Raw genomic sequence first — 21885 nt, forward strand, 5'->3', positions numbered from 1 at the left:
GATGAAAAAACTCATGATTGGCTTACTGAGCCTCGCCTGTGTTTTCAGCGCCCACTCCGCCGACCGCCTGGTAGTAGCGGGCGGATCGCTTAGCGAACTGATTTACGCCATGGGCGTCGGCAACCGGGTGGTCGGCGTCGATGAAACCACCTCGTACCCGCCCGAAACTGCCGCACTCCCGCATATCGGCTACTGGAAGCAGTTAAGCAGCGAGGGCATTTTATCACTGCATCCGGACAGCTTTATCACCTGGCAGGATGCAGGCCCTCAAATCGTTTTGGATCAACTTAGGGCGCAAAAAGTTAACGTCGTGACGTTGCCGCGCGTCCCGGCCACCGTTGAGCAGATGTACGCCAACATTCGGGAACTGGCTCAAACCCTGCGCATTCCTGAACAAGGTGAGACGTTGATCGATCGCATACGTCAACGTCTGGATCGCGTTCAGCACAGCGTGGCAGCGAAAAACGCGCCGGTCAAAGCCATGTTCATTCTCTCCGCTGGCGGCAGCGCGCCACAGGTCGCCGGCAAGGGTAGCGTTGCCGATGCCATTATGACCCTCGCGGGCGCACAAAATGTCGCCACTCACGCGCAGTACAAAAGCTACAGCGCGGAATCGCTGATCGCGGCCAACCCGGAGGTCATCGTGGTGACGTCGCAAATGGTGGATGGCGATCTGAATCGTCTGAGCGCAATCGCCGGTATTACCCACACTGCGGCCTGGAAAAACCAGCGCATTGTGGCGGTAGACCAGGCGCTGATTCTGGGTATGGGGCCGCGCGTCGCCGATGCGGTTGAAGCCCTGCACCAGCAATTCTGGCCTCACTAACTGGATTTATAAAGAACAATGAAAACTGAACACTCGCTGGATCTCACTGCGCATTTTGCGCTCGAGGGAAGTCAGCCCTTTAAGGATCGCCGCGCCACGATGCCCTGGCGTGGGGCGATCCCGGTTGCCAAAGAGCTATTGTCACAAACCTGGCAGGATGTCATCAGCCAGCCCACCCCGCCGCGTAAACGGTTGGTGTATTTGCATATCCCTTTTTGTGCAACCCATTGTACTTTCTGTGGGTTTTATCAAAACCGCTTTGAAGAGGATCACTGCGCCCGCTACACCAACGCGCTATTACGCGAAATTGAGATGGAAGCCGATAGCGCATTACATCAGTCGGCCCCGATTCACGCCGTCTATTTTGGCGGCGGTACACCGTCTGCGCTGTCGGCACGGGATCTGGCCAGAATCATCACTGCGCTACGAGAAAAGTTACCGCTGGCACCGGACTGCGAAATCACCATTGAGGGACGGGTGCTCAATTTTGACGACGCCCGAATCGATGCCTGCCTTGACGCTGGCGCCAATCGGTTTTCGATCGGCATTCAGTCATTTAACAGCCGGATCCGCAAGAAAATGGCGCGCACCTCGGACGGCCCGACCGCAATTGCCTTTATGCAGGGGCTGGTAAAACGGGATCGAGCCGCCGTGGTCTGCGATCTGCTGTTTGGTCTGCCAGGACAGGACGCCAAACTGTGGGGCGACGATCTGGCGATTGCCCGCGACATCGGCCTCGACGGCGTAGACCTTTATGCGCTGAACCTGATCCCCAATACGCCGCTTGGCAAAGCGGTTGAAACCGGACGCACAACGGTTCCCTCTCCTGCCGAACGTCGCGACCTCTATCTTCAGGGCTGCGATTTTATGGACAGCGCGGGCTGGCGCTGCATCAGCAATAGCCACTGGGCGCGCACCACACGAGAACGCAATCTGTACAACCTGCTGATTAAACAGGGAGCAGACTGTCTGGCATTCGGCTCTGGCGCAGGGGGGTCGGTCAATGGCTATTCCTGGATGGTCGAGCGCAATCTGACCACATGGCATGAATCCATCGCCGCCGGAAAAAAACCGCTCATGATGATGATGCGCACCGCCGAGCGGGGTTTCCAGTGGCGACACACCCTCCAGGCCGGCATTGAAACGGCCCGCGTCCCGCTGGATGAACTGACGCCTCATGCACAAAAACTGATCCCGCTACTGACCCAGTGGCATCACGCAGGACTGACGCGAGATGCCAGCACCTGTTTGCGCCTGACCAATGAAGGGCGTTTTTGGGCGAGCAATATTTTGCAGTCTCTTGATGAACTGATTCAGGCACTTAACGCGCCGCGTATTGCGGTAGAGCAACCATAAAAGGAGTGAAGTATGAGCCATGTCTCTTTACAGGATTTTTTGAAAACTGAGCCGGACGGTACGCTGGAAGCTATCGCAGCCCAGTACAACACCACGCTGCTGGAGGTGGTGAAAAATCTCCCCTCCCCGACGCTGGTTTCCGGCAGTCAATTTGATACCGTCTGGGAAACCGTCAGCGAATGGGGCAAAGTCACCACCCTGGTCCATACTGCTGATGTCATTCTGGAATTCACGGGTGAATTACCTTCAGGATTCCACCGCCACGGTTACTTCAACCTGCGCGGCAAAAAAGGCATGACCGGTCATATCAAGGCAGAAAACTGCACACATATCGCCCTGATTGAACGCAAATTTATGGGCATGGACACCGCGTCCATTCTCTTCTTTAACCAGGCAGGTAGCGCTATGTTCAAAATTTTCCTCGGTCGGGATGAGCATCGTCAGCTACTGGCCGACCAGGTCAGCGCCTTTCACGCGCTGTCTTCATCCTTAAAGGAACATGCCTGATGGCTCCATGGCTCATTTTTGGTGCGGGTGGTAGCGGCGTCGGCGCGAAAACACTGGCACTCGCACTGGCGGAACAACGTCCGGTGATTGCCGTCGTTCGCAACGCGCAGGTCGCTGCCGGGTTGCAGGAAAAAGGTGTGCAGGTCTTCATTGGCGACGCCTGCGACAGCCAGGTCACCGCCTGTGCCTGTCGCGCAGCGGGTCAACATGCCACGGTGATCTCCTCCATGGGCGGTGCCCAGGATTATCTGGCGCACAGAACCGTCATTGATGAAGCAGAAAAAGCGGAGATCAAACGCATGATTCTGGTGACTTCGCTTGGCTGTGGCGACAGTTGGCCCTTTTTGTCCCCACGCGCCAGGGCCGCATTTGGTCAGGCGGTACGGGAAAAATCGTTGGCTGAAAGCTGGCTACAAACCAGTCAACTGGACTACGCCATTCTCCGCCCCGGCGGTTTGCTGAACGGTGCAGCCACAGGTCAGGCGCAACGGATACAGGCCGAGGAGTGCCATGGTTTTGTGATGCGTGCAGATGTTGCAAAGCACATTCACGAGCTGGCTACAGCCCCGTCACTCAATAACCAGATTTACAGTTTGGTTGAGCCAGGACTCAAACCCGCGTAAACCCCTCGCGGCGCGGGAACTTCGCGCCGCAAAGACGTTATGGAGCGTTGCGTGCTTAAGGACTCGCTTTCTTCCGTCAGCATTCTGACGGGTCTTTCTCTGTTGTTGGTCGCTCTGATGCTCTTCGGAGCCAGCCAGGGGGCGCTGAACATTAGCTTCAGCGCGCTGTTCAACGACGAATACCGTGACATTTGGTTGAACATCCGCTTGCCCCGCGTGTTGCTGGCCGTGCTGGTAGGCGCGGCGCTGGCGACAGCAGGGGTTATCATGCAGGGGCTTTTTCGCAATCCGATGGCCGATCCTGGCCTGCTTGGCGTCAGTAGCGGCTCCGCGCTGATGGTCGGCATCGCGATCGTTATCCCCTTTTCGTTCCCCGTGGTGCTGGTGCTGTATGAGCAGATGATTTTTGCCGTCGCGGGCAGCATGGTGGTCTGCACGATTATTTTCCTGATAAGCCAGCGTCATAGCCACGGCGGAATGATGCAACTGCTGTTAGCCGGTATCGCTATCAATGCTCTGTGCGGTTCGGCTATTGGCGTACTGAGCTATGTGGGCGACGAGCAGCAACTACGTCAACTTACGCTGTGGATGATGGGCAATCTCGGCCAGGCCCAGTGGCCAACGCTGCTGGTCGCCAGCACGTTTGTTCTTCCAGCCATTGCTGTCACCGTTTGTATGGCGGGAACCCTTAATTTGCTGCAACTGGGCGATGAAGAGGCGCATTACCTCGGCGTAAACGTCAAACGTAAGCGTCAGAAATTACTGTTACTCAGCTCGCTACTGGTTGGCGCTGCCGTTGCCGTCAGCGGCGTAATTGGCTTTATTGGCCTGGTGATCCCGCATCTGATCAGAATGACTACCGGCGCCGATCATCGCTGGTTGATTCCCTGCTCTACGCTGGCGGGAGCCTGTCTACTCCTGATTGCCGATACGCTGGCCCGCACTCTGGTGCAGCCTGCCGAAATGCCCGTTGGTCTGTTAACCAGCCTGATCGGAGGACCGTATTTTCTGTGGTTAATCCTGCGTAGCCGGAGGGTGTCATGATCGTTGCTGAAAATCTGGTTTACCACATTCAGGGCAGACGATTGACCGATGATGTTTCCCTGACGCTACCTGAAGGAGAGATTATCGCGATTCTGGGCCCGAATGGCGCCGGGAAATCGACGCTGCTACGCCAGCTCACGGGGTATCTGCAACCTCACAGTGGGCGCTGTAGCTTATTCGGCAAGCCGCTGGACGAGTGGTCAATCACCGAGCTGGCAAAAACCCGTGCGGTGATGCGCCAGAACAGTCATATGGCTTTCCCGTTTAGCGTGCAGGAGGTCATTCGTATGGGCAGGCATCCGTATCGTACGTGCAACACCGGCGATGAAACGGAACACATCATGGCGTTGTGTGATTGCCAGGCGTTGGCCGCGCGCGATTATCGGCACCTGTCGGGAGGAGAGCAACAGCGGGTACAGTTGGCACGTCTGCTGGTTCAGCTTTGGGAACCCGAGCCTCGACCCAAATGGTTGTTTCTCGATGAACCCACCTCCGCCCTGGATATTCACCACCAGCAGCACCTTTTTCGTCTGCTGCGTCGTCTGGTGCGCGAACGGCAGTTTAGCGTCTGCTGCGTCCTGCACGATCTCAACCTCGCGGCGCGTTATGCCGACCGCGTGGTACTGATGGAACGCGGCAGGATAGTTGATAACGGGTATCCACAGGATGTCCTGAAGCAACGGGCGCTGAACGCGCTGTATGGTGCCGATCTCACGGTCATAAATGAACCGGAGCATCGAACGCCGCTTATCGTCCTCAATCAATAACAGACCGGGAACGCTCTGACGTTCCCGTTTTTTCCCCCTTCGCCCCCTTTTTTCATCTTTTCTAAAAACGCCCTTGACCTTCCCCTTGCTGGAAGGTTTAACCTTTATCACAGTCAGTTAATCCTGCAATGAAGGAGTTGGTTATGTCTCAAACAATCGATCTAACCCTGGACGGTTTGTCCTGTGGTCACTGCGTAAAACGCGTTAAAGAAAGTCTCGAACAACGTCCGGATGTTGAGCAAGCGGATGTCACCGTGACAGAGGCGCATGTTACCGGGAGCGCCAGCGCAGAAGCGCTGATTGAAACCATCAAACAAGCCGGTTACGGGGCGGAGTTAAGCCACCCAAAGGCTAAACCGCTGACGGAGTCAACAATCCCGTCGGAAGCACTGGCAGCGGTCCCTTCCGAGCTTCCGGCAGCTACGGCTGATGATGACAGCCAACAGTTGCTGTTAAACGGCATGAGCTGCGCCAGTTGTGTGACCCGTGTACAAAATGCATTGCAAAGCGTACCGGGTGTCACGCAGGCACGGGTAAACCTGGCGGAGCGCACTGCGCTGGTAATGGGCAGTGCATCCGCTGCAGATTTAGTGCAGGCGGTGGAAAAAGCCGGCTACGGTGCGGAAGCGATCGAAGACGACGCTAAGCGTCGCGAACGCCAGCAGGAAACCGCCGTTGCGACCATGAAACGTTTTCGCTGGCAGGCGGCGGTTGCGCTGTTGCTGGGTGTCCCGGTCATGGTATGGGGAATGATTGGCGATAACATGATGGTGAGTGCCGACAACCGCAGCCTGTGGCTGGCAATTGGTCTGGCAACACTCGCCGTGATGGTCTTCGCAGGCGGTCACTTCTACCGCAGCGCGTGGAAAAGCCTGATGAACGGCACCGCAACCATGGATACACTGGTCGCGCTGGGCACGGGAGTGGCATGGCTCTATTCCATGAGCGTAAACCTCTGGCCGCAATGGTTCCCAATGGAAGCACGGCATCTCTATTATGAAGCCAGTGCCATGATTATCGGTCTGATTAACCTCGGACACATGCTGGAAGCGCGGGCTCGCCAGCGCTCGTCCAAAGCGCTGGAAAAACTGCTCGATCTGACGCCGCCGACCGCACGCGTCGTGACTGACGAAGGTGAAAAGAACGTACCGCTGGTAGACGTTCAGGCCGGAATGTTACTGCGCCTGACCACCGGCGACCGCGTTCCGGTAGATGGCGAAATCACCCAGGGCGAGGCCTGGCTGGATGAAGCAATGCTGACCGGTGAGCCTATCCCGCAGCAAAAAGGTGAAGGCGATAGCGTCCACGCCGGTACGGTCGTCCAGGATGGCAGCGTACTGTTTCGCGCCAGCGCTGTTGGTAGCCACACCACGCTGTCGCGCATTATTCGCATGGTGCGTCAGGCGCAAAGCAGTAAGCCCGAGATTGGCAAACTGGCCGACCGTATCTCCTCGGTGTTCGTTCCGGTGGTGGTGGTGATTGCGCTGGTGAGTGCAGCAATTTGGTACTTCTTTGGCCCGGCGCCACAAATTGTTTATACGCTGGTGATTGCCACCACCGTCCTGATTATTGCCTGTCCTTGTGCGCTGGGTCTGGCCACCCCCATGTCGATTATCTCCGGGGTTGGTCGTGCCGCTGAGTTTGGGGTACTGGTACGCGATGCCGATGCGCTGCAACGCGCCAGCACGCTCGATACTCTCGTCTTTGATAAGACAGGGACGCTGACTGAAGGCAAACCGCAGGTTGTCGCCATCAAAACGTTTGGCAATACCGACGAAGCGATGGCTGTTCGCCTGGCAGCCGCCCTTGAACAGGGTTCCAGCCATCCGCTGGCCCGGGCGATTCTGGACAAAGCGGGCGATGTTACGCTGCCGCAGGTCAACGGTTTCCGTACGCTGCGCGGGTTAGGCGTCAGCGGCGAGACCGAAGGTCATACGCTTCTGTTAGGCAACCAGGCGCTGCTCAATGAGCAGCAGGTCGACACCACAGAAATGGAGGCTGAAATCACCGCTCAGGCTTCCCAGGGCTCAACCCCGGTGCTGTTAGCCATTGACGGTAAAGCCGCGGCTCTGTTAGCGGTGCGTGATCCACTGCGCAGCGACAGCGTGGCAGCGCTCCAGCGCCTGCACCGCGCCGGGTATCGTCTGGTGATGCTCACAGGCGACAACCCAACGACCGCCAACGCCATTGCCAAAGAGGCGGGTATTGACGAGGTGATAGCGGGCGTACTGCCGGACGGTAAAGCGGAAGCGATTAAACGTCTGCAGAGCCAGGGACGTCAGGTCGCCATGGTCGGTGATGGCATTAACGATGCCCCAGCCCTGGCCCAGGCCGATGTGGGTATTGCCATGGGTGGCGGCAGCGATGTGGCGATTGAAACCGCTGCGATTACGCTGATGCGTCATAGCCTGATGGGCGTTGCCGATGCCCTGTCTATCTCGCGGGCAACGCTGCGCAATATGAAGCAGAACCTGCTCGGCGCGTTTATCTATAACAGCATCGGTATCCCCGTTGCCGCCGGGATCTTGTGGCCGTTCACCGGCACGCTGCTCAACCCGGTCGTTGCCGGAGCGGCGATGGCGCTCTCTTCTATTACCGTGGTGAGCAACGCCAACCGACTGCTGCGCTTCAAACCGAAAGAGTAACCCTTTGCCGGATGGCGCTGTCAACTGCGCTATCCGGCAATCACGCATTGCACCTTCCTGGACCACGCGCTAGCATGGAAGTCCACTTAGGGAGGTCGTATGGATTTGTTATACCGGGTAAAAGCATTATGGTCTGCACTGCGCGGCAACCATTATACCTGGCCGGCCATCGATATCTCTTTGCCTGGCAACCGCCATTTCCATCTGATTGGCAGTATTCATATGGGTAGCCGGGGTATGGCGCCTCTGCCTGCCAAATTACTCAAAAAGCTCAAGCATGCCGATGCGCTAATTGTCGAAGCCGATGTTTCCGGCGACGATGCTCCGTTTGCCAATCTTCCGGTTTTTGCCGCGCTGGAAGAACGCATCAGCGAAGAGCAGTTGCGCAATCTGCAAAAAGTTTCTGCCGATCTTGGTATTTCCCCTTCCCTGTTTTCGACTCAACCCCTGTGGCAAATAGCCATGATCTTACAAGCCACGCAGGCGCAACAGCTGGGATTACGGGCGGAATATGGCATTGACTACCAACTGCTCAAAGCGGCTAAACAGGCGCAAAAAACCATTATTGAACTGGAAGGCGCCTCCAGCCAAATCGACCTGTTATGCCAATTGCCTGATAACGGTTTGGCTTTGCTCGACGATACCCTGACGCACTGGCACACCAACGCCAGACTGCTGCAACAAATGATGGGCTGGTGGCTTGAATCACCACCACAAAATGGCGCACTCACGTTACCCAACACATTCAGCCAGTCATTATATGACGTATTAATGCACCAGCGTAATGAGGCCTGGCGGGACAAACTCAAGGCAATGCCGGCAGGCCACTATGTGGTCGCAGTGGGCGCACTGCATCTGTATGGAGAGGGAAACTTACCGGAGATGATGCGATAAAAAAATGGCCAATATTTCTATTGGCCCGTCAAAGAGGAATTTCATCATTATTATTATGCCGACGCTTAAAGCATCGGTGTAGGTCGATTGTCGCTCAAAGTCATCATCCTGCCAATACTATTGCGCAAGATGGTACTATTTTTTCCACCGCCATCAGGCGTATGCTTATGACGTATTTTGTCTGGGCCAGGAAAAATTGCTATGACACCCGCCGTTAAACTACTCGAAAAAAACAAAATTTCTTTTCAGATCCACACCTACGATCACGATCCATCCGAGACCAACTTTGGCGACGAAGTGGTTCGTAAATTAGGGCTGAATGCGGATCAGGTCTACAAAACGCTGCTGGTTGCCGTGAATGGCGATATGAAACATCTGGCAGTCGCCGTCACACCGGTAGCCGGTCAACTGGATCTCAAAAAGGTCGCCAAAGCATTGGGCGCCAAAAAGGTCGATATGGCCGATCCCATGGTCGCGCAACGCACTACCGGCTATCTGGTAGGCGGTATCAGCCCACTTGGGCAGAAAAAACGTTTGCCAACGCTGATTGATGCCCCCGCCCAGACATTCGACACTATTTATGTTTCCGGTGGTAAACGCGGGCTGGATATTGAACTGGCGGCGAGCGATCTGGCGAAAATTCTGGATGCGAAATTCGCCGATATCGCCCGCCGGGATTAAGCGATTTTAAAATGATTGCCTGATGGCGCGCAGCTTTAAGGCCTACAAATCGCACTGACCTGTAGGCCGGATAAGGTGCCAGCACCGCCATCCGGCACTCCGCCCTGTTACTGCCAGCTCACCTCACCCTTAGGCTCATACGCACTGGCATCCAGCGGTGAGTTCTTCTGCACGTACTCCTTCAGCACTTCCGCATCGATAAACCCGGTATTCACATAGCCTGGTTTGTTATCAATACGCGGATAGCCATCACCGCCGGTGGCGTTGAAGCTCAGCGTTGCCATACGATAGGTTTTGGCTGGGTCAACAGGTTCGCCTTTGATTTTCAAATCGTTAAGCTTGCCGTCTTTCGCTACAAAGCTGACGTTGGCAAACTGCGGATAGGCCCCGGAGTCCGGCTTCATTTGCGCCACCGCGGTCAGATAGTCAATCACTTCTTTCCCGCTCATATCGGCATACACCACAATGTTGCCAAACGGTTGTACCTTCAGCACACTCTTGTAGGTGATATCACCGCCTTCAATGGAATCACGAATCCCCCCACCGCTCATCACGCCAAAATCAGCGCCAGTGCGTGCCATTTGCGCAGCGAGCAGCAAGTGCCCCATGTTAGTCTGCACGAAACGCACTTTGCTACGGTCGCCTTCGAGGCGCGCATTGACGCTGCCAATTTTGACATCCAACTGCGCTTTACCTTTATTCTGGAACGGCGTCAGCAGCGAAAGCATTTGCTGATTTTCAGCAATCTCCGGGGTGTAGAGTACGCGCTCACTTTTACCGTTATCCCAGGTCACTTTTTTCTTCAGGTTTACCGGAATGAGTTGATAGTTGACCATTTTCATTTCGCCATTGCGGAACTCAAAGTCCGCCCGGCCGACATATTTACCCCACTCATGCGCCTGCACAATCCAGATACCGTTTTGCTTATCCGGCGCACACGGTGTCCCCGGGACGTAATCCACCTGCTTTTTGTTTTCCGCAGCCATACACACCGGATCCTGTGAGTGACCACCCACAATCATTGCCAGCGAACCTGCTGGCAGGCTGCGCGCCATTTCCACATCGCCAGGGGCGTTCGAGCCGTGATTGCCATTGTCATAATGTCCCATATGGGTGGTGGCAATAATGATGTCAGGCTTTTCCCCCATATTCAGTTCCTGAATAACCAGTTTGGCTTCATCGGCAGGTTTACGGAATTCGATATCGGTAAAGAACTCGGGGTTGCCAATTTTCGCCGTATCGTCAGTGGTTAAACCGAGTACGGCAATTTTTAAATCCTGGCGCTTAAAGATGGCCCACGGCTTAAATAAACGCTCGCCGGTGCTTTTCTGATAAATATTGGCTGAGAGAAACGGAAATTTGGACCATTTTTCCTGCTGGCGCAATACGGTCAGCGGATTATCAAACTCGTGGTTACCGACCGCCATCGCGTCATAGCCAATCAGGTTCATGCCGCGAAAATCAGGTTCCGCATCCTGCAGATCGGACTCCGGTACGCCGGTATTAATGTCACCGCCGGAAAGCAGCAGTACGCTGCCTCCGTCCTCAGCCACCTCTTTACGAATACCGTCCACCAGCGTTTTTTGCGCCGCCAGCCCGTATTCCCCATATTCGCTACGCCAGAAGTGACCGTGATGATCGTTGGTATGCAGAATGGTGATTTTATAGGTTTTATCTTTTTCGTACGCCTGAGCAGGCTGACCTGCCAGCGCAAATGCGGCTAATAGCGCCAGCGCCACGCCCCGTTTCAAAAACGTCATATTTCTCTCCCTGAGCCAAAATCAACGACTGAAATTACAATGATATGAAATAATAGTCGAAAATGTTTTCAGAAATGAGACTTCCTTCAAACACCTTCCGCAGGTATGTTAGTCAGGTAATAATAACAAATTAGATTACCCTCATAATCGCAACCAAACAGAAGTGACTTTCTATGGCAATAAGTGAACCAACCCAGCCAGCGGCTGGCGCGTCAGCGTCGGTTGCTAAAGCACGCACCTCATTTGGCATTTTAGGGGCAATCAGCCTCTCCCATCTGCTAAACGATATGATCCAGTCGCTAATTCTCGCGATTTATCCGCTTTTGCAGTCAGAGTTCTCGCTGACGTTTATGCAGATAGGGATGATTACTCTGACCTTCCAGCTTGCTTCTTCGCTGCTGCAACCGGTCGTGGGTTACTGGACGGATAAATACCCGATGCCGTGGTCACTGCCCATTGGGATGTGCTTCACACTGAGCGGGCTTGTTTTGCTGGCCATGGCCGGCAGTTTCCATATGGTGCTGCTCGCCGCGGCGCTGGTCGGTACTGGTTCATCGGTATTTCACCCGGAATCGTCCCGCGTGGCGCGTATGGCCTCCGGCGGTCGCCACGGCCTTGCCCAGTCGATTTTCCAGGTTGGTGGTAACTTCGGTAGCTCTTTGGGACCGTTGCTGGCGGCTGTCATCATCGCGCCATATGGTAAGGGTAATGTGGCCTGGTTCGTACTGGCAGCATTATTAGCGATTGTCGTCCTGGCGCAAATCAGCCGTTGGTATGCCGCGCAGCATCGGATGAGTAAAGGAAAGCCGAAGGTCGCCATCGTTAATCCGTTGCCGCGTAATAAAGTGGTTCTGGCGGTAAGCATTCTGCTGGTGCTGATTTTCTCCAAATACTTCTATATGGCGAGCATTAGCAGCTATTACACCTTTTATCTGATGCAAAAATTCGGATTATCGGTACAAAATGCCCAGTTTCATCTGTTTGCCTTCCTGTTTGCCGTCGCAGCCGGAACGGTAATTGGTGGACCATTGGGTGATAAAATTGGTAGAAAATATGTTATTTGGGGCTCTATCCTCGGTGTAGCACCATTTACCCTCGTTTTACCCTACGCAACGCTGGAATGGACCGGGATTTTAACCGTGATCATTGGTTTTATCCTCGCATCAGCGTTTTCTGCCATTCTGGTCTATGCACAGGAGCTGCTTCCTGGGCGTATCGGCATGGTTTCTGGGCTATTTTTCGGTTTTGCCTTCGGCATGGGTGGCTTGGGAGCCGCGGTGTTAGGGCTGATTGCCGACCATACCAGTATCGATTTGGTCTACAAAATATGTGCTTTCCTGCCACTTCTGGGGATACTGACCATATTCTTACCTGATAACCGACATAAAGCCTGATTTTCTGACGGCCAAAGGTAAACTTTGGTCGTCATCACTTACAGTGACCATCAGCGTTTGCCTCAAACATCCCCCCGTAGTTTTCCGATCCGTGCTTTTTTTCCTTTAAAATCCTATTTTCATCAAAATTCAATAATTATTCATAAACATAAACTTCAAAATTGTCATAAACTATTACTCGGAATTTGGGTTTTCAGGATCAACACAGCAACCAAAGGAGACGGAATGCATCACGCCACCCCGCTTATCACCACCATTGTCGGCGGCCTTGTGCTCGCTTTTATATTAGGCATGATTGCCAATAAACTACGTATTTCTCCTCTGGTGGGATATCTGTTAGCGGGCGTTCTGGCCGGTCCATTTACTCCTGGTTTTGTTGCTGATACCAAACTCGCACCTGAACTGGCTGAGCTTGGCGTGATCCTGTTAATGTTCGGCGTCGGGCTGCACTTTTCCCTGAAGGATTTGATGGCGGTAAAGGCTATCGCCATTCCCGGCGCGATTGCCCAGATAGCGGTAGCAACGCTGCTGGGCATGGCGCTTTCAGCGGTGATGGGCTGGTCGCTGATGGTCGGTATCGTCTTTGGGCTGTGTCTTTCAACCGCCAGTACCGTAGTACTGTTACGTGCGCTTGAAGAACGGCAGCTCATTGACAGCCAGCGCGGGCAAATTGCCATTGGCTGGCTGATTGTCGAAGACCTGATGATGGTGCTGACGCTGGTTCTCCTGCCTGCTGTCGCCGGAATGCTGGAAAAAGGAAACGTCGGCTTTACTTCGCTGGCCGTCGATATGGGCATTACCATCGGCAAGGTAGTGGCATTTATCGCCATTATGATGCTGGTGGGTCGTCGCCTGGTACCGTGGATTATGGCACGCAGCGCCGCTACCGGGTCACGCGAGCTGTTTACCCTGTCAGTTCTCGCCCTCGCCTTAGGTATCGCCTTTGGCGCAGTGGAACTGTTCGATGTCTCCTTTGCGCTGGGCGCATTCTTCGCCGGTATGGTGCTGAATGAATCAGAACTGAGTCACCGCGCGGCGCACGATACCCTACCGCTGCGCGATGCGTTCGCCGTACTGTTCTTCGTTTCCGTCGGGATGCTGTTCGATCCGTTAGTCCTGATCCAACAGCCGCTGGCAGTGCTGGGCACGCTGGCGATTATCATCTTTGGTAAATCCCTTGCCGCCTATTTCCTGGTGCGCCTGTTTGGCCACTCCCAACGCACAGCGCTCACCATTGCCACCAGCCTGGCGCAAATTGGTGAGTTTGCCTTTATCCTGGCGGGTCTGGGAATGGCGTTAAACCTGCTGCCACAGGCAGGACAGAATCTGGTGCTGGCGGGGGCTATCCTGTCCATTATGCTCAACCCGGTACTGTTTGCTGTATTAGAGAAATATCTCGCCAAAACCGAAACGCTGGAAGAGCAGACGCTGGAAGAGGCTATCGAAGAAGAGAAGCAGATCCCGGTTGATATTTGTAATCATGCACTGCTGGTCGGTTTTGGTCGTGTCGGCAGCCTGCTGGGTGAGAAACTGATGGCAGCAGGGATCCCGTTGGTGGTTATCGAAACCTCACGAACCCGGGTGGATGAACTGCGCGAGCGTGGGATCCGGGCGGTGCTGGGCAACGCCGCCAACGAGGAAATTATGAATCTGGCGCACCTGGATTGCGCACGCTGGCTGCTGCTGACCATTCCAAATGGTTACGAAGCAGGTGAAATTGTCGCTTCCGCTCGTGAGAAGTGCCCGTCGATTGAGATTATCGCCCGCGCGCATTATGACGATGAGGTGGAATACATTACCGAGCGTGGTGCCAATCAGGTGGTCATGGGGGAGCGTGAAATCGCCCGCACCATGCTGGAGATGATTGAAACGCCGCCTGCCGGTGAAGTTGCTACTGCCAGTTAATGTTACGTGCCGGATGGCGGCGTAAAACGCCTTATCCGGCCTACATATTGCTACGCGTAGGCCCGATAAGCGTAGCGCCATCGGGCAAGAACTCAGCGATCCCAGTACGACTCTTCGAGACTGTCTTCACGTTCCGGCAAACCGCGCGTCAGACGTGGGGAATGCTGGTTCAGCACCTGATAACTCACGCGGTTAGCATATTTACACACCTGCGCTAATGACGAATAGGTCAGCCAGGTGAACTTGTGCTTGCTGGAGTTAGGCACGTTGCTGCGGTGATAGCTGTTAGCGGTAATATCATGCAGCAATGCCGCCAGTGCGCCGTCGCCAGCACCGTTGGTATTCATGATCTTTTCTGGCCCGCCCATATACGGCGCGATGTGCGAATATACACGCAGCGGATGAGTACAGTCTTTATGACGCATGGCGCGGCTAAACTCGTACTGGTTGAATTCGGCAATCGCTCCAGGCAGCAGTGGATGCTGGGTTTTACGTTTGACTTCTTCTTCCGTAAAGCCCGCCATATACAGACCTGCCGGGCCCGCAGTGCATAGCACCAGATCCACCCAGTCCAGCGCCTTGTCAGACGCCAGCAGCGGATCGTTTTCACCGGTCAGCGCTTCAGCTTCTTCTTCGTTCATCGCCAGAATAGAGACATTCTCTTTCAGAAATTCCTGCCACCACTGTGGGTTATCCGCAATAACGAATTTAGTTCCCAGCGTCAGTACCACCGGCACATTGTGTTTTTTGGCATATTCAATCGCCTTCATGGTCGCTTCCGGCATCGGCTCGCCCGGCTTACAACGTACCAGATAGGAGGTCAGCACCAGCGCGGAAGCCCCGGCAATGACTGATTCAGGGATGCTATCCGCGCGCAACTGGTTCATGTGACCGGGGCTGATGGCAAATGTGCGTTCGCCGGATTCACCAATCAGCGTAAAGCAGCGGCCAATCGGGCCATCTACACCCTGTAGATAGTTCAAATCGGTGCGGCTGGAGGTGTTGCATAAATAGCGATACGCGTAGCTACCAATTTCGATATTACTGCACATCACACCCAACAGTACCGAGCGGTCATCCGCCAGCACGGAGTAGTTATGCATAGTGTTACCGATGGTGCCGCCTGCAAACTGATGGGTGATCAGGTTTTCGCGTACCAGTTCCTGGTAGAGCGCTTCCGCAACATCATCTTCAATCACCAGAGAGTGCCCGGCGCTTAATCCATAACGTTTTACAAAATCATCATCCACTTTGGCTTCAATATCGACCAGCGTTTGGTCGATACCGACAACCCAGGCCGCACTGGTTTCATTTTCTGGCTGAATTTGTTGCAGCAACGGATCGCGCGCGCTGACGGGAAAATAGTGTTTGGATTTACGTTTACCGGGAAATTTCATGGTCGATTATATGGGTGGTTAACTGAGCGATGCATGGTAGCACATTACCTGATATGCATGCGATGCGGCGCTAAGTTTCAATATCGGACGGCGGGATCGCAGTTTATCCGCTCTCAGTTTCTACAATAAATCATCGTCCACAAGGAGCGTTTTATGAAGCCGGAAAACAAAATCCCCGTACTCGACAAAATTTCGGATGAAATGAAAAGCGTGGTGAATTTTCATCGCGACGATTTGCCGCCGTGGCCCGCTGCCGATGACTTCGTGGCCCAGCGCCAACACTACATTCATGAACGGCGACTGTGGAATGCCGATGCCCCGCAGATAGCTACCCGCGAATGCGTGATTTCTACCGCCTGCGGCCCCGTTGCCACACGCATCTACGCTCCGCAGCCCCAAAGCCAGGCGACGCTGTATTACCTGCACGGCGGCGGCTTTATTCTCGGTAATCTGGATACCCACGATCGCATTATGCGTTTACTGGCGCACTACACCCAGTGCACAGTTATTGGCATCGACTATTCGCTGTCGCCGGAAGCGCGCTACCCACAAGCTATCGAAGAGATCGTCGCCGTTTGCCAGTACTATCATCAACATGCTGGCGACTATCCCCTCAATATCAATACGATTGGTTTTGCGGGCGATTCCGCCGGCGCGATGCTGGCGCTAGCCAGCACTCTGTGGCTGCGAGACAACAACATTGCCTGCGGCAAGGTGGCTGGCGTGCTGTTGTGGTATGGGCTTTACGGGCTGCAGGATTCACTGAGCCGACGGCTGATGGGCGGCGCGTGGGATGGTTTAACCCGCGAGGACTTGCAGATGTACGAAAACGCGTACCTACGTAGCGCTGACGATCGCGAGTCACCGTACTATTGCCTGTTTAACAACGATCTGACGCGCGACGTACCGCCGTGTTTTATCGCCGGTGCGGAGTTCGATCCGCTGATTGACGATAGCCGCTTATTATTCCAGACGTTACAGGCACATCAGCAGCCCTGCCAGTACAAAATGTATCCCGGCACGCTGCACGCCTTCCTGCACTATTCGCGGATGATGAAAACCGCCGACGATGCCCTGCAGGATGGCGCGCGTTTCTTTAAGCAACAGCTTTAGCGGTAGGCTTCGGTCAGTTTAACCATCATTTCGATATGTTCCGGTGCGGCATTCAACGCCGGAATATATTCATATTGCTTACCGCCAGCCTCAAGGAAAATCTCCCGGTTCTGCACCGCTATCTCTTCCAGCGTTTCGAGACAATCAGCCGCGAAGCCCGGACACATAACCTGGATATGTCGGGTCCCTTTCTCCGCCAGCATTTTTAACGTTTCGTCGGTATACGGCGTCAGCCAGGGTTCGCGGCCAAAGCGAGACTGGAAGGTCATCATGACTTTTTCCGGCGGCAGACCCAGCGCTGAAACCAACTCACGCGTCGTATCGCGACAGCGCTGCGGGTAGTCATCGCCTTCATCGGCGTAGCGCTGCGGAATGCCGTGATAGGAGAGCAGCAGTAAATCAGGTTCGCCATGTTGAGCAAATGAATCCCGGGCACTCCTGGCCAGCGCATCAATGTAGCTGCTGTCATCGGCGTAATCACGAATAAATGAGACGCCAGGAATACCGCGTTTACGCGCTAAGATGCGCGCCAGCTCGTCCCAGACTGCCGCCACTGTCGAACAGGAATATTGCGGGTACAGCGGTAACACCACCATGTGTTCAACCCCGCTTGCCAGCAGTTCATCGACCGCGCTTTCGAGCGACGGCGAACCGTAGCTCATCCCCAGTGCGACAGGCGTATCCGGCAGACGTTGTGCCAGCGCCTGCTGTTGCGCCTTGCTGTAGACCATCAGCGGGGAACCGTCTTCCATCCAGATTGACTGGTACAGTTTTGCCACACGCGGCGCTCGCAGCGGCAAAATCACACCACGCAGCAACGGCCACCACAGTGCAGGGGACGTATCGACTACGCGTTGATCGCTTAAAAACTGGCGCAGGTAGCGCTTAACGGCTTCGGGGGTTGGGGCATCGGGAGTGCCGAGGTTTGCCAGCAGGATACCGGTTTTCGTCTGACGCATTACCGCCTCTTATCGATTCAAATTGTTGATAATTGTAGCGGAAAAGCGGTAAAGAAGAACTAATTGCTGTGAGAGGTAAGACGAGAATTTGCCTGATGGCGCTTATCAAGCCTACAAAACATCGTAGGCCGGATAAGGTGTATACACCGCCATCCGGCATTAACCGCGTTAAAAATTAACCGAGGATTTTTTCCAGCGCTGCGCGAACGTCAGCCACGGCCTGAGTGCCGTCAACTTTCGCGTATTTGGTGTTACCCGCCTGCGCTTCTTTAGAGTAGTAGCCGATCAGCGGTGCGGTCATCTGATGGTATTCCACCAGGCGCTTGCGTACGGTCTCTTCCTGATCGTCTTTACGGGTGGTCAGCTCTTCGCCGGTCACGTCGTCTTTACCTTCAACCTTAGGCGGGTTGAATTTGATGTGGTAAACGCGGCCAGAAGCTGCGTGTACGCGGCGACCTACAATACGGTCAACGATCAGCTCGTCAGGTACGTCGAATTCCAGAACGTAGTCCACGTTGATACCCGCTTCTTTCATGGCATCTGCCTGCGGAATAGTACGCGGGAAGCCATCGAGCAGGAAACCATTACGGCAGTCTTCCTGAGCAATACGCTCTTTTACCAGCGCGATCACCAGCTCATCAGTCACCAGCTTACCGGCGTCCATGATGTCTTTCGCTTGTTTGCCCAGCTCGGAGCCAGATTTCACGGCGGCACGCAGCATATCACCGGTGGAGATTTGCGGAATACCATACTTCTCCATGATGAACTGAGCCTGAGTTCCTTTACCCGCGCCCGGAGCGCCAAGCAGAATGATACGCATTACGAAAATCCCCTTAAAGGTTGTCGATATTTTTTAAAAAGCGCTAAACGATACCACCATCACGCAATTGGCTCAAGGAAGGTAGTCTGCGCTGAAACGGTTAATGGCGGGAAAATTGAAAATAAGGAAAGAAATTGCCGGATAGCGGTGTAAACACCTTATCCGGCCTACGATCAAAAAGATGTTGTAGGCCGGATAAGCGTTAGCGCCATCCGGCATTAGATGATGGTTATCAGGACACCAGCAACTGGTTCATACGACGGATGAACTGGTTCGGATCTTCCAGCGTGCCGCGCTCGGCGAACAGCGCCTGATCCAGCAGCAGTTCAACCCACTCTTTGAACTGCGCTTCGTCCTGGGTATCCGCCGTGCGTTTAACCAGCACGTGGTCCGGGTTCAGTTCAAAGATATATTTCACTTCCGGCACAGCCTGGCCCGCAGCGGCGAACAGTTTCGCCATCTGGGTACTCATTTCGTCCGCATCGGTGGTGACGATAGCCGGGGTGTCGGTCAGACGGTGAGTCAGACGCACTTCTTTTACGCGATCGCCCAGCAAGGTTTTCACGCGCTCAACAAACGGCGTCAGCGCTTTTTCCGCTTCTTTTGCCGACTCGTCAACTTCATCCGCCAGTTTGTCGATAGACTCGTCGGCTTTCGCCACGGACTGGAACGGTTTGCCATCGAACTCGGTCAGGTAGTTCATCATCCACTCATCGATGCGGTCAGAAAGCAGCAGGACTTCGATGCCTTTCTTACGCAGCAGTTCCAGATGCGGGCTGCTCTTCGCCGCCGCGTAGCTGTCTGCGGTGATGTAGTAGATCTTCTCCTGCCCTTCTTTCATACGGGAGATATAGTCTTCCAGCGACACGGTCTGTGCGGAAGAGTCAGTGTGCGTAGACGCGAAGCGCATCAGCTTAGCGATAGTTTCCTGGTTACCATGATCTTCCGCCGGGCCTTCTTTCAGCACCAGACCGAACTGTTTCCAGAAGGTCTGGTATTTTTCCGCGTCGTCTTTCGCCAGTTTTTCCAGCATCTGCAGTACGCGTTTGGTCAGCGCGCTGCGCAGGTTACGGGTGACGGTGCTGTCCTGCAGGATCTCGCGAGAAACGTTCAGCGGCAGATCGTTGGAATCTATCAGACCACGGACAAAGCGCAGGTAGTTCGGCATGAACTGCTCGGCATCGTCCATGATGAATACACGCTGGACGTACAGTTTCAGACCATGCTTGTGATCGCGATTCCACATATCCCACGGCGCCTGCGACGGGATATACAGCAGGCTGGTGTATTCCTGCTTACCTTCCACACGGTTGTGGCTCCAGGTCAGCGGATCGGTGAAATCGTGGGCGATATGCTTATAGAATTCGTTGTACTCGTCGTCTTTGATTTCCGACTTGTTACGCGTCCACAGCGCCTGCGCCTTGTTGATCTTTTCCCAGGAAACCACGGTCTCGCCGTCTTTCTCTTCGGATTTTTCGATCTCTACCGGCAGCGCGATATGGTCGGAATATTTGCTGATGATGGAACGTACGCGCCAGTCATCGAGGAACTCGTCTTCGCCTTCGCGCAGATGCAGAGTAATTTCGGTACCGCGGTCTTCTTTGGTAATATCAGCAACGGTGTACTCACCCTCGCCCGCAGACTCCCAGAACACGCCGTTTTCCGGTTTATCACCCGCAGCACGGGTACGCACGGTGACTTTGTCCGCCACGATGAAGGCAGAGTAGAAACCAACCCCGAACTGACCAATCAACTGGCTGTCTTTCGCCTGATCGGAGCCCATGGATTCGAGGAAAGATTTGGTGCCGGATTTCGCAATGGTCCCCAGATGATCGATAACGTCATCACGGTTCATCCCCACGCCATTATCGGCAATGGTCAACGTACGCTTATCTTTATCGAAGGAAACACGCACACGCAGCTCACCGTCACCTTCATACAGGTCTGGGTTAGACAGTGCGCGGAAACGCAGCTTGTCTGCCGCATCCGAGGCGTTAGAGATAAGCTCACGCAGGAAGATTTCTTTATTGGAATACAGAGAATGGATCATCAGGTGCAGAAGCTGTTTTACTTCTGACTGAAAACCACGAGTTTCTTGTCCTTTCATGTAGATCTACCTCAACAATGCCATATTCAATGGTAAAAACACGTTGAGGGTGAAATGGGGACAAGCGGGAAGGATTTCAAGCGGAAGCCGCCGTCGCGGCCTCCGTTTGTTCAGAATTTAATCTTGTGTCGTCCTGCCAGAGAGTGCGACAGCGTGGTGCCATCGACCATTTCCAGCTCGCCGCCGACCGGAACGCCATGGGCGATACGGCTGGCTTCAACACCATACTGCATGCAAAGCTCAGCAATATAGTTGGCGGTCGCCTCTCCTTCGACCGTAGGATTGGTCGCGAGGATCAGTTCGTTGATTTGCTCAGACGCCAGTCGCTGTTCAAGACGATCCAGCCCGATGTCATCTGGCCCGATACCGTCCAGCGGCGACAGGTGTCCCATCAGCACGAAGTAACGTCCGGAAAATTGCCCGGTTTGCTCAATGGCGTAGATGTCCGCCGGACTCTCCACCACGCAAATCTGACCGTTTTCCTGGCGACGCGGGTTCGAGCAGATGTTGCAGACGTCCTGCTCGGTGAAAGTGCGGCAATCGGCACAGTGGCCGATTTCCGACATCGCCTTCGTTAACGCCTGCGCCAGACGCATCCCGCCGCTGCGATCGCGCTGAAGCAGCGTGAACGCCATGCGCTGCGCCGACTTCGGGCCAACGCCCGGCAGACAGCGCAGTGCTTCCATAAGCTGAGTTAACAGCGGGCTGGTTTGCATCAGAACGGCATCTTAAAGCCAGGCGGCAGCTGCATTCCGGAGGAAACAGAAGCCATCTTCTCTTTCTGCGTCTCTTCAATACGACGCGCCGCGTCGTTGAATGCCGCAGCAACCAGGTCTTCCAGCATCTCTTTGTCGTCTTCCAGCAGGCTTGGATCGATCTCCACGCGACGGCAGTTATGCGCGCCGTTGATGGTCACTTTTACCAGACCCGCGCCAGATTCGCCGGTCACTTCCAGCTTGGCGACTTCTTCCTGCATCTGCTGCATTTTTTCTTGCATCTGCTGGGCCTGTTTCATCAGGTTACCCAGACCGCCTTTACCAAACATAGGCTTCTCTCTCAATCACGTTAAGGGATGACGACCATCAAA

At 54.6% G+C, this 21885-nt stretch carries 19 protein-coding genes; 12 read left to right on the forward strand and 7 right to left on the reverse strand.

Translation table 11 applies throughout. The features are described from left to right. Position 1 precedes the first annotated feature (1 nt). From IB196_RS16810 to ybaK, 9 genes are all read left to right on the forward strand, one after another. A complete protein-coding gene (locus IB196_RS16810; RefSeq protein WP_040232667.1) occupies positions 2–826 on the forward strand; it encodes an ABC transporter substrate-binding protein in 825 nt (274 codons plus the stop codon). 18 nt (positions 827–844) lie between these two features. Then, positions 845–2182, forward strand: coding sequence for a heme anaerobic degradation radical SAM methyltransferase ChuW/HutW (gene hutW, locus IB196_RS16815; RefSeq protein WP_005125220.1), 1338 nt, complete (start codon positions 845–847; stop codon positions 2180–2182). 12 nt (positions 2183–2194) lie between these two features. Continuing rightward, positions 2195–2689, forward strand: a complete 495-nt coding sequence (hutX, locus tag IB196_RS16820) for a heme utilization cystosolic carrier protein HutX (RefSeq protein ID WP_003847520.1) — start codon at positions 2195–2197, stop codon at positions 2687–2689. After that, entirely contained in the window at positions 2689–3312 is a 624-nt protein-coding gene (gene chuY, locus IB196_RS16825) for an anaerobilin reductase (RefSeq protein ID WP_115454530.1), read from the forward strand. The genes hutX and chuY overlap by 1 nt, the downstream gene beginning before the upstream one ends. Positions 3313–3363: 51 nt before the next feature. After that, positions 3364–4356: an iron ABC transporter permease gene (locus tag IB196_RS16830; RefSeq protein WP_005125215.1), complete on the forward strand. Its 993-nt coding sequence runs from the start codon at positions 3364–3366 to the stop codon at positions 4354–4356. Then, positions 4353–5123 (forward strand): heme ABC transporter ATP-binding protein, encoded by a 771-nt coding sequence (locus IB196_RS16835; RefSeq protein ID WP_005125214.1) that lies wholly within the window; start codon positions 4353–4355, stop codon positions 5121–5123. The genes IB196_RS16830 and IB196_RS16835 overlap by 4 nt, the downstream gene beginning before the upstream one ends. 143 nt (positions 5124–5266) lie before the next feature. Next, entirely contained in the window at positions 5267–7768 is a 2502-nt protein-coding gene (copA, locus tag IB196_RS16840; protein ID WP_188231734.1) for a copper-exporting P-type ATPase CopA, read from the forward strand. A 99-nt stretch (positions 7769–7867) separates the two neighbouring features. Further along, on the forward strand, positions 7868–8662 hold the full coding sequence (locus IB196_RS16845) for a TraB/GumN family protein (protein ID WP_149691416.1): 795 nt from the start codon (positions 7868–7870) through the stop codon (positions 8660–8662). 201 nt (positions 8663–8863) lie between these two features. Beyond that, complete coding sequence (gene ybaK / locus IB196_RS16850; protein ID WP_003021794.1) at positions 8864–9343, forward strand: Cys-tRNA(Pro)/Cys-tRNA(Cys) deacylase YbaK; 480 nt, start codon at positions 8864–8866, stop codon at positions 9341–9343. Between the two features lie 107 nt (positions 9344–9450). Here ybaK and ushA read toward each other — a convergent pair whose 3' ends face one another. Continuing rightward, entirely contained in the window at positions 9451–11103 is a 1653-nt protein-coding gene (gene ushA, locus IB196_RS16855; protein WP_188231733.1) for a bifunctional UDP-sugar hydrolase/5'-nucleotidase UshA, read from the reverse strand. A 173-nt stretch (positions 11104–11276) separates the two neighbouring features. Here ushA and IB196_RS16860 point away from each other — a divergent pair, with 173 nt between their 5' ends. Together IB196_RS16860 and ybaL are read left to right on the forward strand one after the other, a co-directional pair. Beyond that, positions 11277–12497 carry an MFS transporter gene (locus IB196_RS16860; protein WP_149691418.1) on the forward strand — a complete coding sequence of 407 codons (1221 nt, stop codon included), beginning with the start codon at positions 11277–11279 and terminating at the stop codon, positions 12495–12497. Positions 12498–12722: 225 nt separating this feature from the next. After that, a complete protein-coding gene (gene ybaL / locus IB196_RS16865) occupies positions 12723–14402 on the forward strand; it encodes a YbaL family putative K(+) efflux transporter (protein ID WP_005125207.1) in 1680 nt (559 codons plus the stop codon). Positions 14403–14494: 92 nt separating this feature from the next. On the opposite strand, the gene gsk is transcribed toward ybaL, so the two are convergent. Continuing rightward, positions 14495–15799: an inosine/guanosine kinase gene (gene gsk / locus IB196_RS16870; protein WP_149691419.1), complete on the reverse strand. Its 1305-nt coding sequence runs from the start codon at positions 15797–15799 to the stop codon at positions 14495–14497. Between the two features lie 153 nt (positions 15800–15952). Between gsk and aes the strand changes: the two genes are divergently transcribed. Beyond that, positions 15953–16912 carry an acetyl esterase gene (gene aes, locus IB196_RS16875; RefSeq protein WP_188231732.1) on the forward strand — a complete coding sequence of 320 codons (960 nt, stop codon included), beginning with the start codon at positions 15953–15955 and terminating at the stop codon, positions 16910–16912. Here the strand turns inward: aes and hemH are convergent. The 5 genes from hemH to IB196_RS16900 form a co-directional block, all read right to left on the reverse strand. Further along, positions 16909–17871: a ferrochelatase gene (gene hemH, locus IB196_RS16880; RefSeq protein ID WP_188231731.1), complete on the reverse strand. Its 963-nt coding sequence runs from the start codon at positions 17869–17871 to the stop codon at positions 16909–16911. The two genes, aes and hemH, sit on opposite strands and share 4 nt — an antisense overlap. 175 nt (positions 17872–18046) lie before the next feature. Then, entirely contained in the window at positions 18047–18691 is a 645-nt protein-coding gene (gene adk, locus IB196_RS16885) for an adenylate kinase (RefSeq protein ID WP_003021773.1), read from the reverse strand. 232 nt (positions 18692–18923) lie between these two features. After that, positions 18924–20798, reverse strand: a complete 1875-nt coding sequence (gene htpG / locus IB196_RS16890; protein WP_188231730.1) for a molecular chaperone HtpG — start codon at positions 20796–20798, stop codon at positions 18924–18926. A gap of 110 nt (positions 20799–20908) precedes the next feature. Then, on the reverse strand, positions 20909–21514 hold the full coding sequence (gene recR / locus IB196_RS16895) for a recombination mediator RecR (RefSeq protein ID WP_003021767.1): 606 nt from the start codon (positions 21512–21514) through the stop codon (positions 20909–20911). After that, positions 21514–21843: a YbaB/EbfC family nucleoid-associated protein gene (locus IB196_RS16900; RefSeq protein ID WP_003021764.1), complete on the reverse strand. Its 330-nt coding sequence runs from the start codon at positions 21841–21843 to the stop codon at positions 21514–21516. Before IB196_RS16900 ends, recR begins: the two co-directional genes overlap by 1 nt. Positions 21844–21885 lie beyond the last annotated feature (42 nt).

Origin of the sequence: Citrobacter sp. C6_1 (assembly GCF_014596835.2) — a bacterium.
GTDB lineage: Bacteria > Pseudomonadota > Gammaproteobacteria > Enterobacterales > Enterobacteriaceae > Citrobacter > Citrobacter pasteurii.